This window comes from Piscinibacter sp. (genome assembly GCF_047600445.1).
In the GTDB taxonomy this organism is placed as follows: domain Bacteria; phylum Pseudomonadota; class Gammaproteobacteria; order Burkholderiales; family Burkholderiaceae_C; genus Piscinibacter.
In genome coordinates this window covers 1,276,116-1,292,165 of sequence record NZ_JASGKT010000002.1, presented here as the reverse complement: position 1 = coordinate 1,292,165, position 16,050 = coordinate 1,276,116, and the positions used below count along the sequence as shown (strand labels likewise).

Sequence of the window (16,050 nt, the reverse complement as noted above, 5' to 3'; positions counted from 1 at the left end):
GCCGGCGGGAAAACCGAGGGAAGAAGCCGTCGGAATCAGCGAGAGTTCGCTGGGCGGGGGTGGAAGAAGCTAAACCGCAGAAGTATAGCCGAGCGACCACCGCCGCCCCGGGTTTTCACCCAGCCAGACCGAGCGCGGCGATGCCCGCGCGAGCGATCTGCGCGTCCTCCGTCGACTTGACGCCGCTGACGCCCACCGCGCCGATGTGCTGGCCCTCGGCGACGATGGGCACGCCGCCTTCGAGCAGCGCCTCCAGCCCCGGCGCGCTGAGGAAGGAGACGCGGCCCTGGTTGATCATTTCCTCGTAGAGCCGGCTCTCGCGCCGGCCCAGCGCCGCGGTGCGCGCCTTGCCCGGGGCGATCTGCGCCGAGATCGGCGCGGCACCGTCCAGGCGCTGCAGCCACAGCAGGTGGCCGCCGTCGTCGACGATGGCGATGCTCACCGCCCAGCGGTTGGCGAGCGCTTCGGCCTCGGCGGCGGCGGCGATGCGCTTGACGTCGTCCAGGGTCAGGGTCGGCTTGGTCTTCATGGCGTGCTTCGAGTTCGGGACAGGCGCACTGTATCGCGCCGCGCCGGGGCGATTCCGGCATGCGCGATACGGTCTTCTTGAACCCCGGCGAGGGAACCTAGAATGCGGCGGCGTGTCACAAGACATGTCATCCAACCCCCACGGAGGTTTCATGAATCAAAGTCTGCAAGCTGCCGCCTACGCCGGCGCCGCATCCGGCGTCTCGCTCGAGCAGCGCAACCGCGTCCTGCGCAACACCTACTGGCTGCTGGCGCTGTCGATGGTGCCCACGGTGCTGGGCGCCTGGATCGGCGTGCAGACCGGCATCGCGCGCGCGATGTCGCCGGGCATCTCGCTGGTGGTCTTCCTGGTCGGCGCCTTCGGCCTCATCTTCGCGATCGAGAAGAACAAGAACTCGGCCGCCGGCGTGCCGCTGCTGCTGGGCTTCACCTTCTTCATGGGCCTGATGCTCTCGCGCCTGATCGGCGCGGTGCTCGGCCTGTCCAACGGCGCCAGCCTGATCATGATGGCCTTCGCCAGCACCGGCGCGGTGTTCCTCGGCATGGCCGCGCTGTCCACCGTGATCAAGCGCGACCTGTCGACGATGGGCAAGTTCCTGTTCATCGGCGCCATCATGGTGTTCGTCGCGGCCATCGCGAACTTCTTCCTGCAGTCGAGCGCGCTGATGCTGACGCTGTCGGTGCTGATCACCGGCATCTTCTCGGCCTTCATCCTGTACGACCTGAAGCGCGTGCGCGACGGCTACGAGACCAACTACATCAGCGCCACGCTGGCCGTCTACCTGGACCTCTACAACGTGTTCCAGGGCCTGCTGTCGCTGTTCGGCATCGCCGGCGGCAGCAGCGACTGAGGCGCCGCCGCGCCCACTGCCGACGGGGCCCGCGGGCCCCGTTTTTCATGCGCGCTCGAAGACCGCGATGCTCTCCACGTGCGCGGTGTGCGGGAACATGTTCACCGCCCCGGCCGCCACGCAGCGGTAGCCGGCCTGGTGCACCAGCAGACCGGCGTCGCGCGCCAGCGTGGCCGGGTTGCAACTGACATAGACGATGCGCGCGGGCGGCCGCCAGCCCGGCGCCAGCGCCGGCTCGGCGTGCAGTTCGGCCAGCGCCTTGGCGAGCGCGAACGCGCCTTCGCGCGGCGGGTCGACCAGCCATTTGTCGGCCGTGCCGTAGCCGGCCAGGTCCGCCGCCGGCAGCTCGAACAGGTTGCGCGCCGCGAAGCTGGCCCGGCCCGCCAGGCCGTTGCGCAGCGCGTTCTCGCGCGAGCGCTGCACCAGCGCCTCGCTGCCCTCGATGCCCAGCACCTCGCGCGCGCCGCGCGCGATCGGCAGCGTGAAGTTGCCCAGGCCGCAGAACCAGTCGATCACGCGCTCTTGCGGCCCCACGTCGAGCAGGCGCAGCGCGCGCGACACCAGCACCGCGTTGATCTGGTGGTTCACCTGCGTGAAGTCGGTCGGCTTGAAAGGCATCACGATGCCGAACTCGGGCAGCGTGTAGGCGAGTTCGGGGCCGCCTTCGTCGAGGCGATGCACGCTGTCCGGCCCCTTGGGCTGCAGCCACCACTGCACGCCGTGCGCGGCGGCGAACTCGCGCAGCCGCGCCAGGTCGTGCTCGGACAGCGGCTCGAGGTGCCGCAGCACCAGCGCCGTCACCACATCGCCCACCGCCACCTCGATCTGCGGCAGCCGGTCGCGCTGCTGCATGCCGGCGACCAGTTCGCGCAGCGGCAGCAGCATCGCCGACAGGTGCGGCGGCAGCACCTCGCAGCGCTCCATGTCGGCCACGAAGCTCGACTTGCGCTCGTGGAAACCCACCAGCACCTTGCCCTTCTTCGCCACCCAGCGCACCGACAGCCGCGCGCGGTAGCGGTAGCCCCAGGCCGGGCCTTCGATGGGGCGCAGCAGCCGCTCGGCCTCGACCTTGCCGAGATGCCACAGCGCATCCTCCAGCGCGCGCTGCTTGACGGCGATCTGCGCGGCCACGTGCAGGTGCTGCATCTTGCAGCCGCCGCAGTGGCCGAAGTGCGGGCACTGCGGCCGCACGCGCTGCGAGCTTTCGCGCTGCCAGGCCACGGCGGTGGCCTGCTCCCAGTTGTTCTTGCGCCGCTGCACCGCCACGCGCACACGCTCGCCGGGCAGCGCGCCGTCGATGAAGACCACCTTGCCTTCGGCGTCGTGCGCCACGCCCTGGGCCTCGAGGTCGAGCGACTCGACCGCCAGCCATTCTTCCGCTGATGTCATGCGCGGATTATCCGCAGGGCCGCTGCTACACTGGCCGCGCCAGGAGAGAGCTTCCCCCGCGAAGCCGCCGAAGGCGCAGAGCCGCATCCCCGGGGGCACGGCTCGAACGCTCAGGCAAAAGGACTGGCACGCGCCACGCGGCGACGCGCGGCGTTCCTCGCTGGAGAGAGGCTCGCCTTCGAGCGGGTCCACCGAAGGGGCAAGCGACGCATCGGCAACGGCGCGCCGCCAATCTCTCAGGTAAAGCGGACAGAGAGGGCACGGCACCCGGCACGGCGAACCGCCGCGCCGGGTTTGGCAAAGGCCCTCGATCCATCGCCAGGAGGCGAGCATGTCCGACACTCCGTTGCGCAACACCCCGCTGCACGCGCTGCACCTCGAACTCGGCGCCAAGATGGTGCCCTTCGCCGGCTACGAGATGCCGGTGAGCTATCCGCAGGGCATCCTCGCCGAGCACCGCCACTGCCGCGAGGCGGCGGCGCTGTTCGACGTCTCGCACATGGGCCAGGTGCGCGTGGCCGGCGACGACGCGGCGGCGGCGCTCGAAACGCTGGTGCCTGTCGACGTGATCGGCCTCGCGCCCGGCCGCCAGCGCTACGCCTTCTTCACCAATGCGGCCGGCGGCATCCTCGACGACCTGATGATCACGCGGCGCGAGAGCGACTTCCTCGTGATCGTCAACGCCGGCTGCAAGGACGCCGACATCCGCCACCTGCAGACCAACATCGCGCACCGCTGCACCGTGCAGCCGCTGCCCGAGCGCGCGCTGCTGGCCGTGCAGGGGCCGAAGGCGGCCGCGGCGCTGGGCCGGCTCGCGCCTGAGCTGAACGCACTGGTGTTCATGAGCGGCGCACCCTGCCGCATCGCCGGCATCGAGTGCTTCGCCACGCGCTCGGGCTACACCGGCGAAGACGGCTACGAGATCTCGGTGCCCGCCGAGCAGGCGGTGGCGCTGGCCAAGGCGCTGCTCGCCCTGCCCGAGGTGAAGCCGGCCGGCCTGGGCGCGCGCGACACGCTGCGCCTGGAAGCCGGGCTGTGCCTGTACGGCCACGACATCGACGAGAAGACCACGCCGATCGAAGCCGGCCTGGCCTGGGCGATCCAGAAGGTGCGCCGCGCCGGCGGCGAGCGCCACGGCGGCTATCCCGGCGCGGCGGCGATCGACAAGCAGCTCGCCGCCGGGCCGGCGTGCAAGCGCGTCGGCCTGGTCGGGCTGGAGAAGATTCCGGTGCGCGAAGGCGCCATCGTCAACGACGCACAAGGCCGCAAGCTCGGCCACGTCACCAGCGGCACGCTGGCGCCCACGGTCGGCAAGCCAATCGCGATGGCGTATCTGGCCGCCAACCACGCGCTGCCCAACCACGAGGTCTACGCCGAGGTGCGCGGCAAGGGCCAGCCGATGCGCGTCAGCCCCATGCCCTTCGCGCCGCACCGCTATCACCGCGGCTGAACCCCTCCACCACCCCCGATCACACCGAGGAGAACTCCGATGACGACCATGTACACCCCCGACCACGAGTGGATCAACATCGAGGACCACGAGGCCGCCACCGTCGGCATCACGCACCACGCGCAGGACGCGCTGGGCGACGTGGTCTTCGTCGACCTGCCCGAAGTCGGCAAGAGCTTCAAGAAGGGCGAGGTGGCCGGCGTGGTCGAGTCGGTGAAGGCCGCCGCCGACCTGTACATGCCGGTCAGCGGCGAGGTCGTCGAGGTCAACGAGGCGCTGCGCGCCGACCCGTCGCTGGCCAACTCCGACCCGCTGGGCAACGGCTGGTTCTTCAAGGTGCACATCTCCGAAGCCGGCATGGCCGAGTTCGACCAGCTGATGGACGCTCCGGCCTACGACAAGCTGCTCAAGAACGCCTGATTCGAACGCCCGGGACCCACCATGCCGATGTCCGCCCACGCGCCGCTGCGCGAGCTCGAGAACCCCGCCGAATTCATCACCCGCCACATCGGCCTGGGTGAAGACGACGAGCGCCACATGCTGTCGGCGATCGGCGCCGCCTCGCGCGACGCGCTGATAGCCGCGCTGGTGCCGGCCGCCATCCGCCGCGAGCGCGCGATGGCGCTGCCCGAGCCGACCACCGAGGCCGCCGCGCTGGCCGAGCTGAAGGCCATCGCCTCGCGCAACAAGCTGCTCAAGAGCTTCATCGGCCAGGGCTACCACGGCACGCACACGCCGGGCGTCATCCTGCGCAACATCCTCGAGAACCCGGCCTGGTACACCGCCTACACGCCCTACCAGGCCGAGATCTCGCAGGGCCGCATGGAAGCGCTGCTGAACTTCCAGACCATGGTCTCCGAGCTGACCGGCCTGGCGATCGCCAACGCCTCGATGCTCGACGAAGCCACCGCCGCCGCCGAGGCGATGACGCTGGCGCGCCGTTCGGCGAAAAACCCGAGCCCGGTGCTGCTGGTCTCGGGCGACACGAACCCGCAGACGCTCGAGGTGCTGCAAACGCGCGCCGGCCCGCTCGGGCTGGAACTGCGCATCGCCAACTCGGCCGACGAGTGGCGCTCCGGCCTGGAAGCCGGCTGCTTCGCCGCGCTGGTGCAGTACCCCGCCAGCAGCGGCTGGCTGCACGACTGGAGCGCGGACGCCGCCGCGCTGCATGCGAGGCAGGCCTTGTTCATCGTCGCCGCCGACCCGCTCGCGCTGACGCTGCTGAAGCCGCCGGGCGAGTTCGGCGCCGACATCGCGATCGGCAGCACGCAGCGCTTCGGCATGCCGATGGGCGCGGGCGGCCCGCATGCCGCCTACCTCGCCTGCCGCGACGAGTTCAAGCGCTCGATGCCGGGGCGGCTGGTCGGCGTCAGCGTCGACGGCGCCGGCGCGCCGGCGCTGCGCCTGGCCTTGCAGACGCGCGAGCAGCACATCCGGCGCGAGAAGGCCACTTCCAACATCTGCACCGCGCAGGTGCTGCCGGCCATCGTGGCGAGCATGTACGCGGTCTACCACGGGCCCGAAGGCCTGAAGCGCATCGCGCGCCGCGTGGCGCGCTACACCGCGATCCTCTCGGCCGGCCTGCATCAGCTCGGCTGGGGCGCCGCGCTGATGCACCACGCCGAGCGCGGCAGCTTCGACACCGTCTGCCTGAAGACCGGCGCCGACACCGAAACGCTGATGGCGCGCGCCGTCGAGCGCGGCATCAACCTGCGCCGCGCCTGGAACGAGTACCTCTGCATCTCGCTGGACGAAACCACGACGCGCGAGGATCTGCGAACGCTGTGGGCGGTGTTCGCGAAGGACGCTCAGGCGCTGCCCGAGGTCGAGGCGCTGGAGAGCACCCCGGCGCTGATCCCGCCCGCGCTGCGCCGCACGAGCGAGTTCCTGACGCACCCGGTGTTCCACCGCCACCACAGCGAGACCGGCATGCTGCGCTACCTGCGCGGCCTGGCCGACAAGGACCTGGCGCTGGACCGCACGATGATCCCGCTCGGCTCGTGCACGATGAAGCTGAACGCCACCAGCGAGATGATCCCCATCACCTGGCCGGAGTTCGCCAACGTGCACCCCTTCGCGCCGGCCGATCAACTGGCCGGTTATGCGCAGCTCGACGCGCAGTTGTGCGCCTGGCTCGCGCAGGCCACCGGCTACGCCGGCGTCAGCCTGCAGCCCAATGCCGGCTCGCAGGGCGAATACGCCGGGCTGCTGGTGATCAAGGCCTGGCACGAAGCGCGCGGCGACACGCAGCGCGACATCTGCGTGATCCCCGAATCCGCGCACGGCACCAACCCGGCCAGCGCGCAGATGGCCGGCATGCAGGTGGTGGTGGTCAAGTGCGACGCGATGGGCAACGTCGACCTGGCCGACCTGCGCGCCAAGTGCGAGCAGCACCAGCAGCGCCTGGCCTGCGTGATGATCACCTACCCCTCGACCTACGGCGTGTTCGAGGCGCGCGTCAAGGAGCTGTGCGCGCTGGTGCACTCCTACGGCGGGCGCGTCTATGTGGATGGCGCGAACATGAACGCACTGGTCGGCGTGGCGGCGCCGGGCGAGTTCGGCGGCGACGTCAGCCACCTCAACCTGCACAAGACCTTCTGCATTCCGCACGGCGGCGGCGGGCCGGGCGTGGGGCCGGTGTGCGTGGTCGAGGACCTGGTGCCCTTCCTGCCCGGCCATCGCAGCGCGGGCATCGGCGGCGACAAGCAGGTCGGCGCGATCAGCGCGGCGCCGCTGGGCAACGCCGCAGTGCTGCCGATCTCGTGGATGTACATCCGCATGATGGGCGCCGAAGGCCTGCGCCGCGCCACCGAGGCGGCCATCCTCGCCGCCAACTACGTCGCCGCGCGCCTCGCGCCGCACTACGACATCCACTTCAGCGGCGAGATCGCCGGCTTCAAAGGCGGCGGCGTCGCGCACGAGTGCATCCTCGACCTGCGCCCGCTGAAAGAAAGCAGCGGCATCAGCGCCGAGGACGTCGCCAAGCGCCTGATCGACTACGGCTTCCACGCGCCGACGCTCTCGTTCCCGGTGGCCGGCACGCTGATGGTCGAGCCGACCGAGAGCGAATCGCGCGCCGAGCTCGACCGCTTCTGCGACGCGATGATCGCGATCCGTAGCGAGATCGCGCAGGTGGAATCCGGCGCCTGGCCGCGCGAGGACAACCCGCTGAAGCACGCGCCGCACACCGCCCAGGCGCTGCTGGCCGCCGACTGGCCGCACGCCTACACACGCGAGCAGGCCGCCTACCCGGTGGCCGCGCTGAAGCAGCACAAATACTGGCCGCCGGTGGGCCGCGTCGACAACGTCTACGGCGACCGCAACCTGTTCTGCGCCTGCGTGCCGGTTGCCGAGTACGCCGGCTGAGCGACGGAGCGGCCCATGGCGGTGTCGGTCTTCGACCTGTTCAAGATCGGCATCGGGCCGTCGAGCTCGCACACCGTCGGGCCGATGCGCGCGGCGCGGCTGTTCGCGCTGCGCCTGCAGGCCGAGGGCCAGCTCGCCGCCGCGGCGCGCGTCGCGTCGCACCTGTACGGCTCGCTCGGCGCCACCGGAAAGGGCCACGGCAGCGACAAGGCGGTGCTGCTCGGGTTGATGGGCCACGAGCCGGACACGGTGGACGTCGAGGCGATTCCCGCGCTGCTGCAGGCGGCGCGCACGGCCAGGTCATTGACGCTGCTCGGCGCGCAGCCCATCGCCTTCGACGAGAAGGCCGATCTCGTCTTCCACCGCCGCGAATCACTGCCCTTCCACGCCAACGGCATGCGCTTCGCGGCCTTCGACGCGGCGGGCGCGCTGCTGGCCGAGCGCAGCTACTACTCGGTGGGCGGCGGTTTCGTCGTCAGCGACGAGGTGGCGGCCGACGGCACGCGGCAGAAGGTGGTGGCACCCGACACCACGGTGCTGCCCCACCCCTTCCACAGCGGCGCCGAACTGCTGGCGCTGGCCGAACGCGAGCGCTGCGGCATCGCCGAGCTGATGCGCCGCAACGAACGCCACTGGCGCGGCGACGCCGAGATCGACGCCGGGCTGCTGAGCATCTGGGGCGTGATGCAGGCCTGCGTGAAGCGCGGCTGCGAGAACGACGGCACGCTGCCCGGCGGCTTCAAGGTGCGGCGGCGCGCGCCCGGCCTGTACCGCCAGTTGTGCGCCAACCCCGAAGCCGCGCTGCGCGACCCCTTGCAGGTGCTCGACTGGGTGAACCTCTACGCGCTGGCGGTCAACGAGGAGAACGCCGCCGGCGGCCGCGTCGTCACCGCGCCCACCAACGGCGCGGCCGGCATCGTGCCGGCGGTGCTGCACTACTACGCACGCTTCGTTCCCGGCTCGACCGAGCGCGGCGTGATCGACTTCCTGCTCACCGCCGCGGCGATCGGCATCCTCTACAAGGAGAACGCCAGCATCAGCGGCGCCGAGGTCGGCTGCCAGGGCGAGGTCGGCGTGGCCTGCTCGATGGCCGCCGGCGCCTTGTGCGCGGTGCTGGGCGGCACGCCGGCGCAGGTGGAGAACGCCGCCGAGATCGGCATGGAGCACCACCTGGGCCTGACCTGCGATCCCGTCGGCGGGCTGGTGCAGATCCCCTGCATCGAACGCAACGCGATCGCCTCGGTGAAGGCGGTCAACGCGGCGCGCATGGCGCTGCGCGGCGACGGCACCCACCACGTCAGCCTCGACAAGGTGATCAAGACCATGCGCGAGACCGGCGCCGACATGATGAGCAAGTACAAGGAAACGGCGCGCGGCGGGCTGGCGGTGAACATCGTGGAATGCTGACGCGCCCGGGCCGCGCAAGAGGCATCAGGCCTTGGCCTTGAACGCCGCCAGCCCCGCCGCCGCCCTGGCGCGCACCTTGGCGCGCAGGTAGCCCGACCAGCCCAGCAGCCAGCCCGGCAATCCCAGCGCCTGGCGCGACCAGGCCCAGAAGTCGAAGCGGTCGACGTGGCGCACGATCAGCCCGTCGCGGAATTCGAAGCAGGCGTCGATGCGGTTGAGCACCGGCCGCCCGGTGGCGCCGAAGGTGTAGCGCGCGTCCCAGTGGGCACGGCCGCCGCGCTCGTCGGCCTCGATGGCGCTGGCCTCGACCGACAGGTCCTTGCCGGTGCTGGTCAGCATGCGCCACATCAGCCCGGCGTCGGCGCCGCGCAGGTCGAACACCTCGTCGCTGAAGTGCACCTCGGGGTGGTAGCAGGCCGCCATCGCGGCGCCGTCGCGGCGCGCGAAGGCCTCGTAGAAGCGGGCGATGAGCCGGGCGTTCGGGTGGGCGGTGGTGTTCATGCGCGCAGTGTCCCACTCGGCGCCGGTGCCTGGAAGCTTGGGGGGTACGGCGCGTGGGCGCGCCGCTAAACTGCCTCGCATCCACGACCGCCACCTGCCCTCCGATGCTCGATCACCTCGAAACCCTGGCCGCGCGCGTCGCCCCCGGCGACGCACGCTGGTCGCTGCGTGCCGTCGACGAGATCAGCGAGACGCTCGCCGTGCGGCAGGACGTCGCCGAGGCGCCGCAGCGCAGCCGCGACGCCGGCGTGATGGTCAGCGTCACGCGCAACGGCGGCCTCGGCCACGCCGCCAGCGCCGACCTGAGCGAAGCCGGCCTGGCCGACGCCTTCGCGCGCGCCGCCGGCATGGCCGACGCGGTGGCCGGCCGCATGGTGTTCGTGCCCGAAGACCTGCCCGCCGCCGACGCGCGCGGCCGCTACGACGGCGCGGTGAGCCGCCCGGTGCGCGGCGCGCCGCTGCGCGAGCGGCTCGACGCGCTGCGCGCGGTGTGCGCCTCGGCGCACCCGGACGACCGCATCGTCGCCTGGGAGGCCACGCTGATGGCGGTGGAGGTGTCGCAACTGCTGCTGACCAGCGAGGGCGGGCGCACCGAGCAGCACTGGCACGTGACCATGCCGCACGTGCAGGCCAGCGCGCACGTCGACGGCGTGACGCAGACGCGCTCCTCGGCCGGCCAGTACAACGGCTTCTGCCAGCAAGGCGGGCTGGAGGTGCTGGAGCGCGCCCGCTTCGCCGCCGAGGGCGCGCGCGTCGCCGCCGAGGCGATCGAGCTGGCGCTGGCGCCGCCCTGCCCCGGCGGCACCATGGACGTGCTGCTGATGCCCGACCAGATGATGCTGCAGATCCACGAGTCGATCGGCCACCCGATCGAGCTCGACCGCATCCTCGGCGACGAGCGCAACTTCGCCGGCACCAGCTTCGTCACGCTGGACATGTTCGGCCACTACGCCTACGGCAGCGAACTGCTCGACGTCAGCTACGACCCGACACGCGCCGAGCAGCTCGCCAGCTTCGCCTTCGACGACGAGGGCCAGCCGGCGCAGCGCACGCTGCTGATCGAACGCGGCATCCTGAAGCGGCCGCTCGGCGGCGCGGTGTCGCTCTCGCGCGCGCGGCGGCTGCGGCCCGACCTGCAAGGCGTGGCGACGACACGCTCGGCGAGCTGGAACCGCGCGCCGATCGACCGCATGAGCAACCTGAACATCGAGCCCGGCCGCTCGACGCTGGACGAGATGATCGCCGGCATCGAGCTGGGCGTGATGATGCGCACCAACGTCTCGTGGAGCATCGACGACTCGCGCAACAAGTTCCAGTTCGGCTGCGAGTGGGGCCGCATGATCCGCGGCGGCCGGCTCGCCGAGGTGGTGCGCGACCCCGGCTACCGCGGCGTCAGCGCGACCTTCTGGCGCTCGCTGAAGGCGGTGGGCGACCCCAGCACCTACGAGGTGATGGGCACGCCGTATTGCGGCAAGGGCGAGCCCTCGCAGGTGATCCGCGTCGGGCACGCCTCGCCGGCGTGTGCGTTCGAGGGTGTGGCGGTGGTGGGCGCATGAGGCGGGCCGCGCGCCGGGCCGCTCCCAAGCCTGTCCTGAGCCGCGTCGAAGGGCCGGCCCGCATCCCCTTGGGGGATCGGCCGGCGTACACGCCGGACGAGGGGCGGACATGAAGACATTGGAACGCGCGTACTTCGATGCTCTCGCCGACGCCGCCTGCACCGAGGCGAAGCCCGGCGAACGCAGCTCGCTGCTGCTGAAGGCCGAAGCCTCCGACTTCATCCGCTTCAACCACGGCGCGGTGCGGCAGGCGACGCAGGTCGAGCAGGCTTTTGCCACGGTGGCGCTGACGCAGGGCCGGCGCCGCGCCGAGGGCCGCATCACGCTGGGCGGCCGGCTCGACGCCGATGTGGCCGCGCTGCGCACCGAGCTCGATGCGCTGCGCGCGCTGCTGCCCGACGTCGCCGAAGACCCCTGGCTGCTGCTGCCCGAGACGGCCTTGCACAGCGAGCGCCACGAGCGCGGCGAACTGCCCGCGCCGGCGCAGGTGGTGCGCTGCGTCGGCGAGGCGGCGCGCGGGCTCGACTTCGTCGGCTTCCACGCCGCCGGCCCGGTGCTGCACGCCTTCGCCGACAGCCGCGGCACGCGCCACTGGCACCACGTCGAGAGCTTCCACACCGAGTGGTGCCTGTACCACGAGGCCGACAAGGCGGTGAAGGCGTCCTACGCCGGATCGCAGTGGCGCGACGACGAGTTCGCGCGCCGCGTCGCCGAGGGCGCGCGGCAGCTCGCGCTGCTCGCGCGGCCGCCGCGCGCGCTGGCGCCCGGCGAGTACCGCGCCTGGCTGGCCCCGGCGGCGATGGCCGAGCTGCTGTCCACGCTGGGCTGGGGCGGCTTCGGGCTGAAGGCTCGGCGCACCGGCACCTCGACGCTGATGCGCCTGGCGCGGCGCGATGCGGTGCTCAGCCCGCTGTTCGAACTCGCCGAGCACACCGCGCAGGGCAGCGCGCCGGGTTTCACCGCCGAGGGCTTCGCGCGGCCGGCGCGTGTCGGCCTGGTCGAACGCGGCCTGGCCAGCGGCACGCTGGCCAATGCGCGCACGGCGCGCGAGTACGGCGTGGAGGCGAACGGCGCGAACGCCGAGGAGATGCCGGAGTCGCTCTCGCTCGCGCCGGGCACGCTGCCCGAGGCGCAGGCGATGCAAGCGCTGGGCACCGGGCTGTGGGTCAGCAACCTCTGGTACCTGAACTACTCCGACCGCCAGGCCTGCCGCATGACCGGCATGACACGCTTCGCCTGCCTGTGGGTGGACGGCGGCGAGCCGGTGGCGCCGGTGGGCGTGATGCGCTTCGACGATTCTTTCCTGCGCATGTTCGGCGAGGGCCTGGTCGGCCTGTCCGACCGCGCCGAGCTGATCGCCGACGGCGAGACCTACGGCGAGCGCCGCCTCGCCTCGATGCGCACGCCCGGCGCCCTGATCGACGGCTGGAGGCTGACGCTGTGACGATGAACCCACGCAGCGGCGCGCTGCTGCAACGCCTGGGCATCACGCTGCCGGTGTTCCAGGCGCCGATGGCCGGCGTGCAGGATCACCGCCTCGCCGTGGCCGTCAGCGAGGCCGGCGGCCTGGGCGCGCTGCCGGCGGCGATGCTGACGCTGGAGCAGCTCGGCGGCGAGCTGAAGGCGCTGCGCGCGGCCACGCAGCGGCCGTTCAACCTCAACTTCTTCTGCCACGTGCCGCCGCAGCCGGACGCGGCGCGCGAGGCCGCCTGGCGCGGCGTGCTCGCGCCCTTCTATGCCGAGGCCGGCATCGACCCCGCCACCCTCCCGCCCGGCGCCGGCCGCATGCCCTTCAGCGCCGATGCGCTCGCCGCCATCGAGCCCTTCGCGCCGCCGGTGCTCAGCTTCCATTTCGGGCTGCCGGCGCCCGAGCTGCTGGCGCAAGTCAAGCGCCTCGGCGCCTTCGTGCTCGGCTGCGCGACCACCGTCGACGAAGGGCTGTGGCTGCAGGCCCAGGGCGTCGACGCGGTGATCGCTCAGGGGCTGGAAGCCGGCGGCCACCGCGGCCATTTCCTCGACACCGATCCGGCCAGCGCATTGACGCGCCAGATGGGCACGCTGGCGCTGCTGCCGCAACTGGTGAGCGCCTTGAAGCTTCCGGTGATCGCCGCCGGCGGCATCGCCGATGCCGAGGGCGTGGCCGCCGCGCTGGCGCTGGGCGCCGCCGCGGTGCAGCTCGGCACCGCCTACCTGCTGTGCCCGGAAGCCACCACCACGGCCATCCACCGCGCCGCGCTGGCCAGCGAGGCCGTGCGCCACACCGCGCTGACCACGCTGTTCACCGGCCGGCCGGCGCGCGGCATCGTCAACCGCGTGATGCGGGAACTCTCGCCGCTGAACCCGGCCGTGCCGGCTTTTCCGCTCGCCACCGCGGCGATCGCGCCGCTGCGCCAGTGGGCCGAGCGCCGGGGCAGCGGCGACTTCTCGCCGCTGTGGGCCGGCCAGAACGCCAACGGCTGCCGCGCCGTGCCGGCCGGCGAGCTGACACGCTCGCTGGCGGCACGGCTGTAGGCCACGCTTACTCGCGCAGCTTCTGCGTCTTCAGGTCCGGGTCGGCGGCGATCTCGGCGTCGGTGAACGGCATGCGCACCCACTGCTTGGCCGAGTAGCGCCGCGTGTAGTCGGCGTTGTGCGGCGAGGCCGGGTCGTCCGACAGCGAGAAGGTCACGAAGGTGTGCGCCTCCACCGTGGCGCCGGCGAAGTTGACGATCTGCATGTAGCTGTTCGCGTTCGGGTCGCCGTCCATCGAGTAGCCGCCCTGCTCGATGCGGCGCTCGGAGCAGGCCACGGTGAAGTAGCCGGAGCCGCCGCAGCCGCCGAACAGCGGGATGCGCGTGCCGCTGCGCGTGGCGAAGAGGTAGTCGCCGCGCGGCGCGTCGACCGCGAAGCCGCTTTCCTGCACGCGCATCACCGCGGCGCCGAAGGCCTGCTGCAACTGCGCGGCGGCGCTGCTCTTCAGGTCGCGCGGCGTGTGGATGGGGTCGGCCGCGTCGAAGGGCACGGCATACAGGCTGGCGGCCGGGATGCGCGAGGCACGGGTCCAGAACTCGTCCCACAGGTGCGCGCCGCGGGCGTCGGCGTTGCCGGTGTTGTCCCAGGCGGCCAGCGCGGCGCAGGCCGCGCCGACGTCGACCGTGCGGGCCGGGTTGAAGGCCTCGCCGGTGCGCGAGTCGGCCGTCACCGCGATGCTCGCGTCGGCGCACACCAGCGGCAGCGCCTGTTCCTTGAACAGCTCGGCGCCGAGGTTGCGGCTGTTCAGCACGAGCTGCTTGAGGATGTCGACGCTGAACAGCTTGCCGCCGTAGCCGTCGCTGCCGTCCAGGCGTTGCGCCACCAGCGTGTGGCCGAGCCGCGTGCGCAGCGATTGCGTGCCGGGCGTGCCGATCAGGGCCGGGTAGCCAGTCAGCGGCTGCGCGGGGTTGCTGAGCCAGTAGCTGTCGTTCATGTTGGCGACGTAGTCGCCGCGCAGCAGGCTGGGCATGCGCGCCGGGCCGATGGCGCCGGGCTGCTTCGAGTCGGCGTCGCTGACCCAGTCGCAGGCGCTGCGCGAGCCGTCGAAGAACGGCGTGTTCGGCAGCGCGGCGCCGATGGCCATGCCGATCGGCGTGGTGCAGTCGGCCACCTGCTGCGGCGTGACGTTGGGCATCGCGCCGATGTCGGCATACCAGGCCTGGGTGCTGCCGCGCGCCACCGCGACGGTGTTGACCCAGGGAATGGCCGACTCCTCGCGCTGGATGGTGGCGAACTCGTCGAGCGAGCTCGCGCGCGCCCAGCGCATCCAGTTCTTGAAGGTGCGGTAGTTCGTCGCGTTGATGTCGCGGATCACGTAGGCGCTGGCGCCGCTCCAGGCCAGCGCCGGGTGCAGCGCGGAGAGGTTGACGAGCGGGCCGTCGGGCGTGCGGTAGAGCGTGCGCGTCACGGTCGTGATGCCGCCGTCGGCGCCCTTGCTCTGCACGCTGATCGGCGCCGCGGTCATCGCCACGGTGGCGCCGTCCTTCACGTAGGAGGTCGGGTTGCCCGGCGCGAGCGTGAGCTGGAAGAAGCCGAAGCGCCGCGCCGTCGAGACGGTGTGGCTCCAGGCCACGTCGTTGTTGTAGCCGATCAGGATCACCGGCATGCCCAGGAAGGACGCGCCGCTGACGTTCAGCGTGTTCGGGATCGTCAAGTGCGCCTGGTAGAAGCGGTCGGGTCCGCGCCAGTACCAGTGCGGGTTGCCGAACAGCATCGAGGCGCCGCCGGTGGCATCCTTGCCCAGGCCGTACATGTTGCTGCCGACGCCGGTGCTGCCGCCGACGTTCAGGTCGCGCGCGGCGAAGGCCGCGGCGATCTCGCGCCGCGGCAGCGCGGCGCCGGACTGCGCGGCCGGCGCGGCCATCGCCGCGGGCGGTTGCGCGTTGGCGATCTCGGCCAGGAAGTTGGCGTGCCCGGCCGCGAAGTTGGTGGCGTAGGCGCGGCGGTACAGGTCGTCGGTGCTGATGCTCGCCACCCACTCGGCGCCGCGGCAGGCGGCGTGCGCCGTGGCGCTCGCATTGGCGCGCAGGTCGCGCAGGTAGCGGTTGTAGCCGTCGGCGTAGCCGCTCATCAGGCTTTGCACCTCGGCGGGCTGCGCGGCACGGAAGGCGCTCATCGCGTCGGCCGAGAGCACGTGGCGGTGGAAGAAGTCGCTGTCGATGTTGAGCGGCCGGCCGATGGTGCTGGCGTCGGTGACCCGTTCGTCGGGCCCGAACCAGCGCGAGCGCTCGCCGCGGTAGGTGAGCATCGCGTCGGCGATGGTGCACAGCGCGTCCTCGGCCTGCGCGTAGCCCATGCCGTAGCCGACGCCGGCATAGTCGGCCGCCTTGATGTGCGGCACGCCCATCGCGGTGCGCCGGATCTCGACATCGTATTTCGCGTCGTGGTGCGATCCGCCACCGCCGCAGCCGGCGATCAACGCCGCCCCGATTCCCCACGCCGCACCCAGGCGGCGCGCCGTCATGCGCTTGCTCGTCATCGTGTTTGTCTC

The 16,050-nt window shown here is 71.9% G+C and carries 12 protein-coding genes and 2 riboswitches; of the genes, 8 read left to right on the top strand and 4 right to left on the bottom strand.

Annotated features, from left to right (window positions below):
* Nucleotides 1-115 precede the first annotated feature (115 nt).
* Nucleotides 116-529, bottom strand: a complete 414-nt coding sequence (locus tag QM792_RS10220) for a GlcG/HbpS family heme-binding protein (RefSeq protein WP_415149696.1) — start codon at nucleotides 527-529, stop codon at nucleotides 116-118.
* 151 nt (nucleotides 530-680) lie between these two features.
* Between QM792_RS10220 and QM792_RS10215 the strand changes: the two genes are divergently transcribed.
* Nucleotides 681-1,379 (top strand): Bax inhibitor-1/YccA family protein, encoded by a 699-nt coding sequence (locus QM792_RS10215; RefSeq protein WP_415149694.1) that lies wholly within the window; start codon nucleotides 681-683, stop codon nucleotides 1,377-1,379.
* Between the two features lie 45 nt (nucleotides 1,380-1,424).
* Here QM792_RS10215 and rlmD read toward each other — a convergent pair whose 3' ends face one another.
* A complete protein-coding gene (rlmD, locus tag QM792_RS10210; RefSeq protein WP_415149693.1) occupies nucleotides 1,425-2,768 on the bottom strand; it encodes a 23S rRNA (uracil(1939)-C(5))-methyltransferase RlmD in 1,344 nt (447 codons plus the stop codon).
* Nucleotides 2,769-2,798: 30 nt separating this feature from the next.
* Nucleotides 2,799-2,904, top strand: a riboswitch (glycine riboswitch).
* 14 nt (nucleotides 2,905-2,918) lie between these two features.
* A riboswitch (glycine riboswitch) is annotated at nucleotides 2,919-3,031 on the top strand.
* Nucleotides 3,032-3,099: 68 nt separating this feature from the next.
* Between rlmD and gcvT the strand changes: the two genes are divergently transcribed.
* Genes gcvT through QM792_RS10190 form a run of 4 tightly spaced genes read left to right on the top strand, consistent with a single transcriptional unit; the run spans nucleotide 3,100 to nucleotide 8,991 of the window.
* The gene (gene gcvT, locus QM792_RS10205) at nucleotides 3,100-4,218 is read left to right on the top strand and encodes a glycine cleavage system aminomethyltransferase GcvT (protein ID WP_415149692.1); all 1,119 of its coding nucleotides are present in this window, start codon (nucleotides 3,100-3,102) and stop codon (nucleotides 4,216-4,218) included.
* A gap of 39 nt (nucleotides 4,219-4,257) precedes the next feature.
* On the top strand, nucleotides 4,258-4,638 hold the full coding sequence (gene gcvH, locus QM792_RS10200; RefSeq protein ID WP_415149690.1) for a glycine cleavage system protein GcvH: 381 nt from the start codon (nucleotides 4,258-4,260) through the stop codon (nucleotides 4,636-4,638).
* A gap of 21 nt (nucleotides 4,639-4,659) precedes the next feature.
* Complete coding sequence (gene gcvP, locus QM792_RS10195) at nucleotides 4,660-7,584, top strand: aminomethyl-transferring glycine dehydrogenase (protein WP_415149688.1); 2,925 nt, start codon at nucleotides 4,660-4,662, stop codon at nucleotides 7,582-7,584.
* Between the two features lie 15 nt (nucleotides 7,585-7,599).
* On the top strand, nucleotides 7,600-8,991 hold the full coding sequence (locus QM792_RS10190) for an L-serine ammonia-lyase (protein ID WP_415149687.1): 1,392 nt from the start codon (nucleotides 7,600-7,602) through the stop codon (nucleotides 8,989-8,991).
* Between the two features lie 24 nt (nucleotides 8,992-9,015).
* Here QM792_RS10190 and QM792_RS10185 read toward each other — a convergent pair whose 3' ends face one another.
* Nucleotides 9,016-9,492: a nuclear transport factor 2 family protein gene (locus QM792_RS10185; protein ID WP_415149686.1), complete on the bottom strand. Its 477-nt coding sequence runs from the start codon at nucleotides 9,490-9,492 to the stop codon at nucleotides 9,016-9,018.
* 104 nt (nucleotides 9,493-9,596) lie between these two features.
* Between QM792_RS10185 and QM792_RS10180 the strand changes: the two genes are divergently transcribed.
* The 3 genes from QM792_RS10180 to QM792_RS10170 all read left to right on the top strand — a co-directional run bounded on the left by QM792_RS10180 (nucleotide 9,597) and on the right by QM792_RS10170 (nucleotide 13,559).
* Nucleotides 9,597-11,048 carry a TldD/PmbA family protein gene (locus QM792_RS10180; RefSeq protein WP_415149684.1) on the top strand — a complete coding sequence of 484 codons (1,452 nt, stop codon included), beginning with the start codon at nucleotides 9,597-9,599 and terminating at the stop codon, nucleotides 11,046-11,048.
* Nucleotides 11,049-11,157: 109 nt separating this feature from the next.
* On the top strand, nucleotides 11,158-12,492 hold the full coding sequence (locus tag QM792_RS10175) for a metallopeptidase TldD-related protein (RefSeq protein ID WP_415149682.1): 1,335 nt from the start codon (nucleotides 11,158-11,160) through the stop codon (nucleotides 12,490-12,492).
* Between the two features lie 2 nt (nucleotides 12,493-12,494).
* Nucleotides 12,495-13,559 carry an NAD(P)H-dependent flavin oxidoreductase gene (locus QM792_RS10170; RefSeq protein WP_415149680.1) on the top strand — a complete coding sequence of 355 codons (1,065 nt, stop codon included), beginning with the start codon at nucleotides 12,495-12,497 and terminating at the stop codon, nucleotides 13,557-13,559.
* 7 nt (nucleotides 13,560-13,566) lie between these two features.
* Here QM792_RS10170 and QM792_RS10165 read toward each other — a convergent pair whose 3' ends face one another.
* Nucleotides 13,567-16,038, bottom strand: coding sequence for a penicillin acylase family protein (locus tag QM792_RS10165; protein ID WP_415149678.1), 2,472 nt, complete (start codon nucleotides 16,036-16,038; stop codon nucleotides 13,567-13,569).
* Nucleotides 16,039-16,050: the final 12 nt, after the last annotated feature.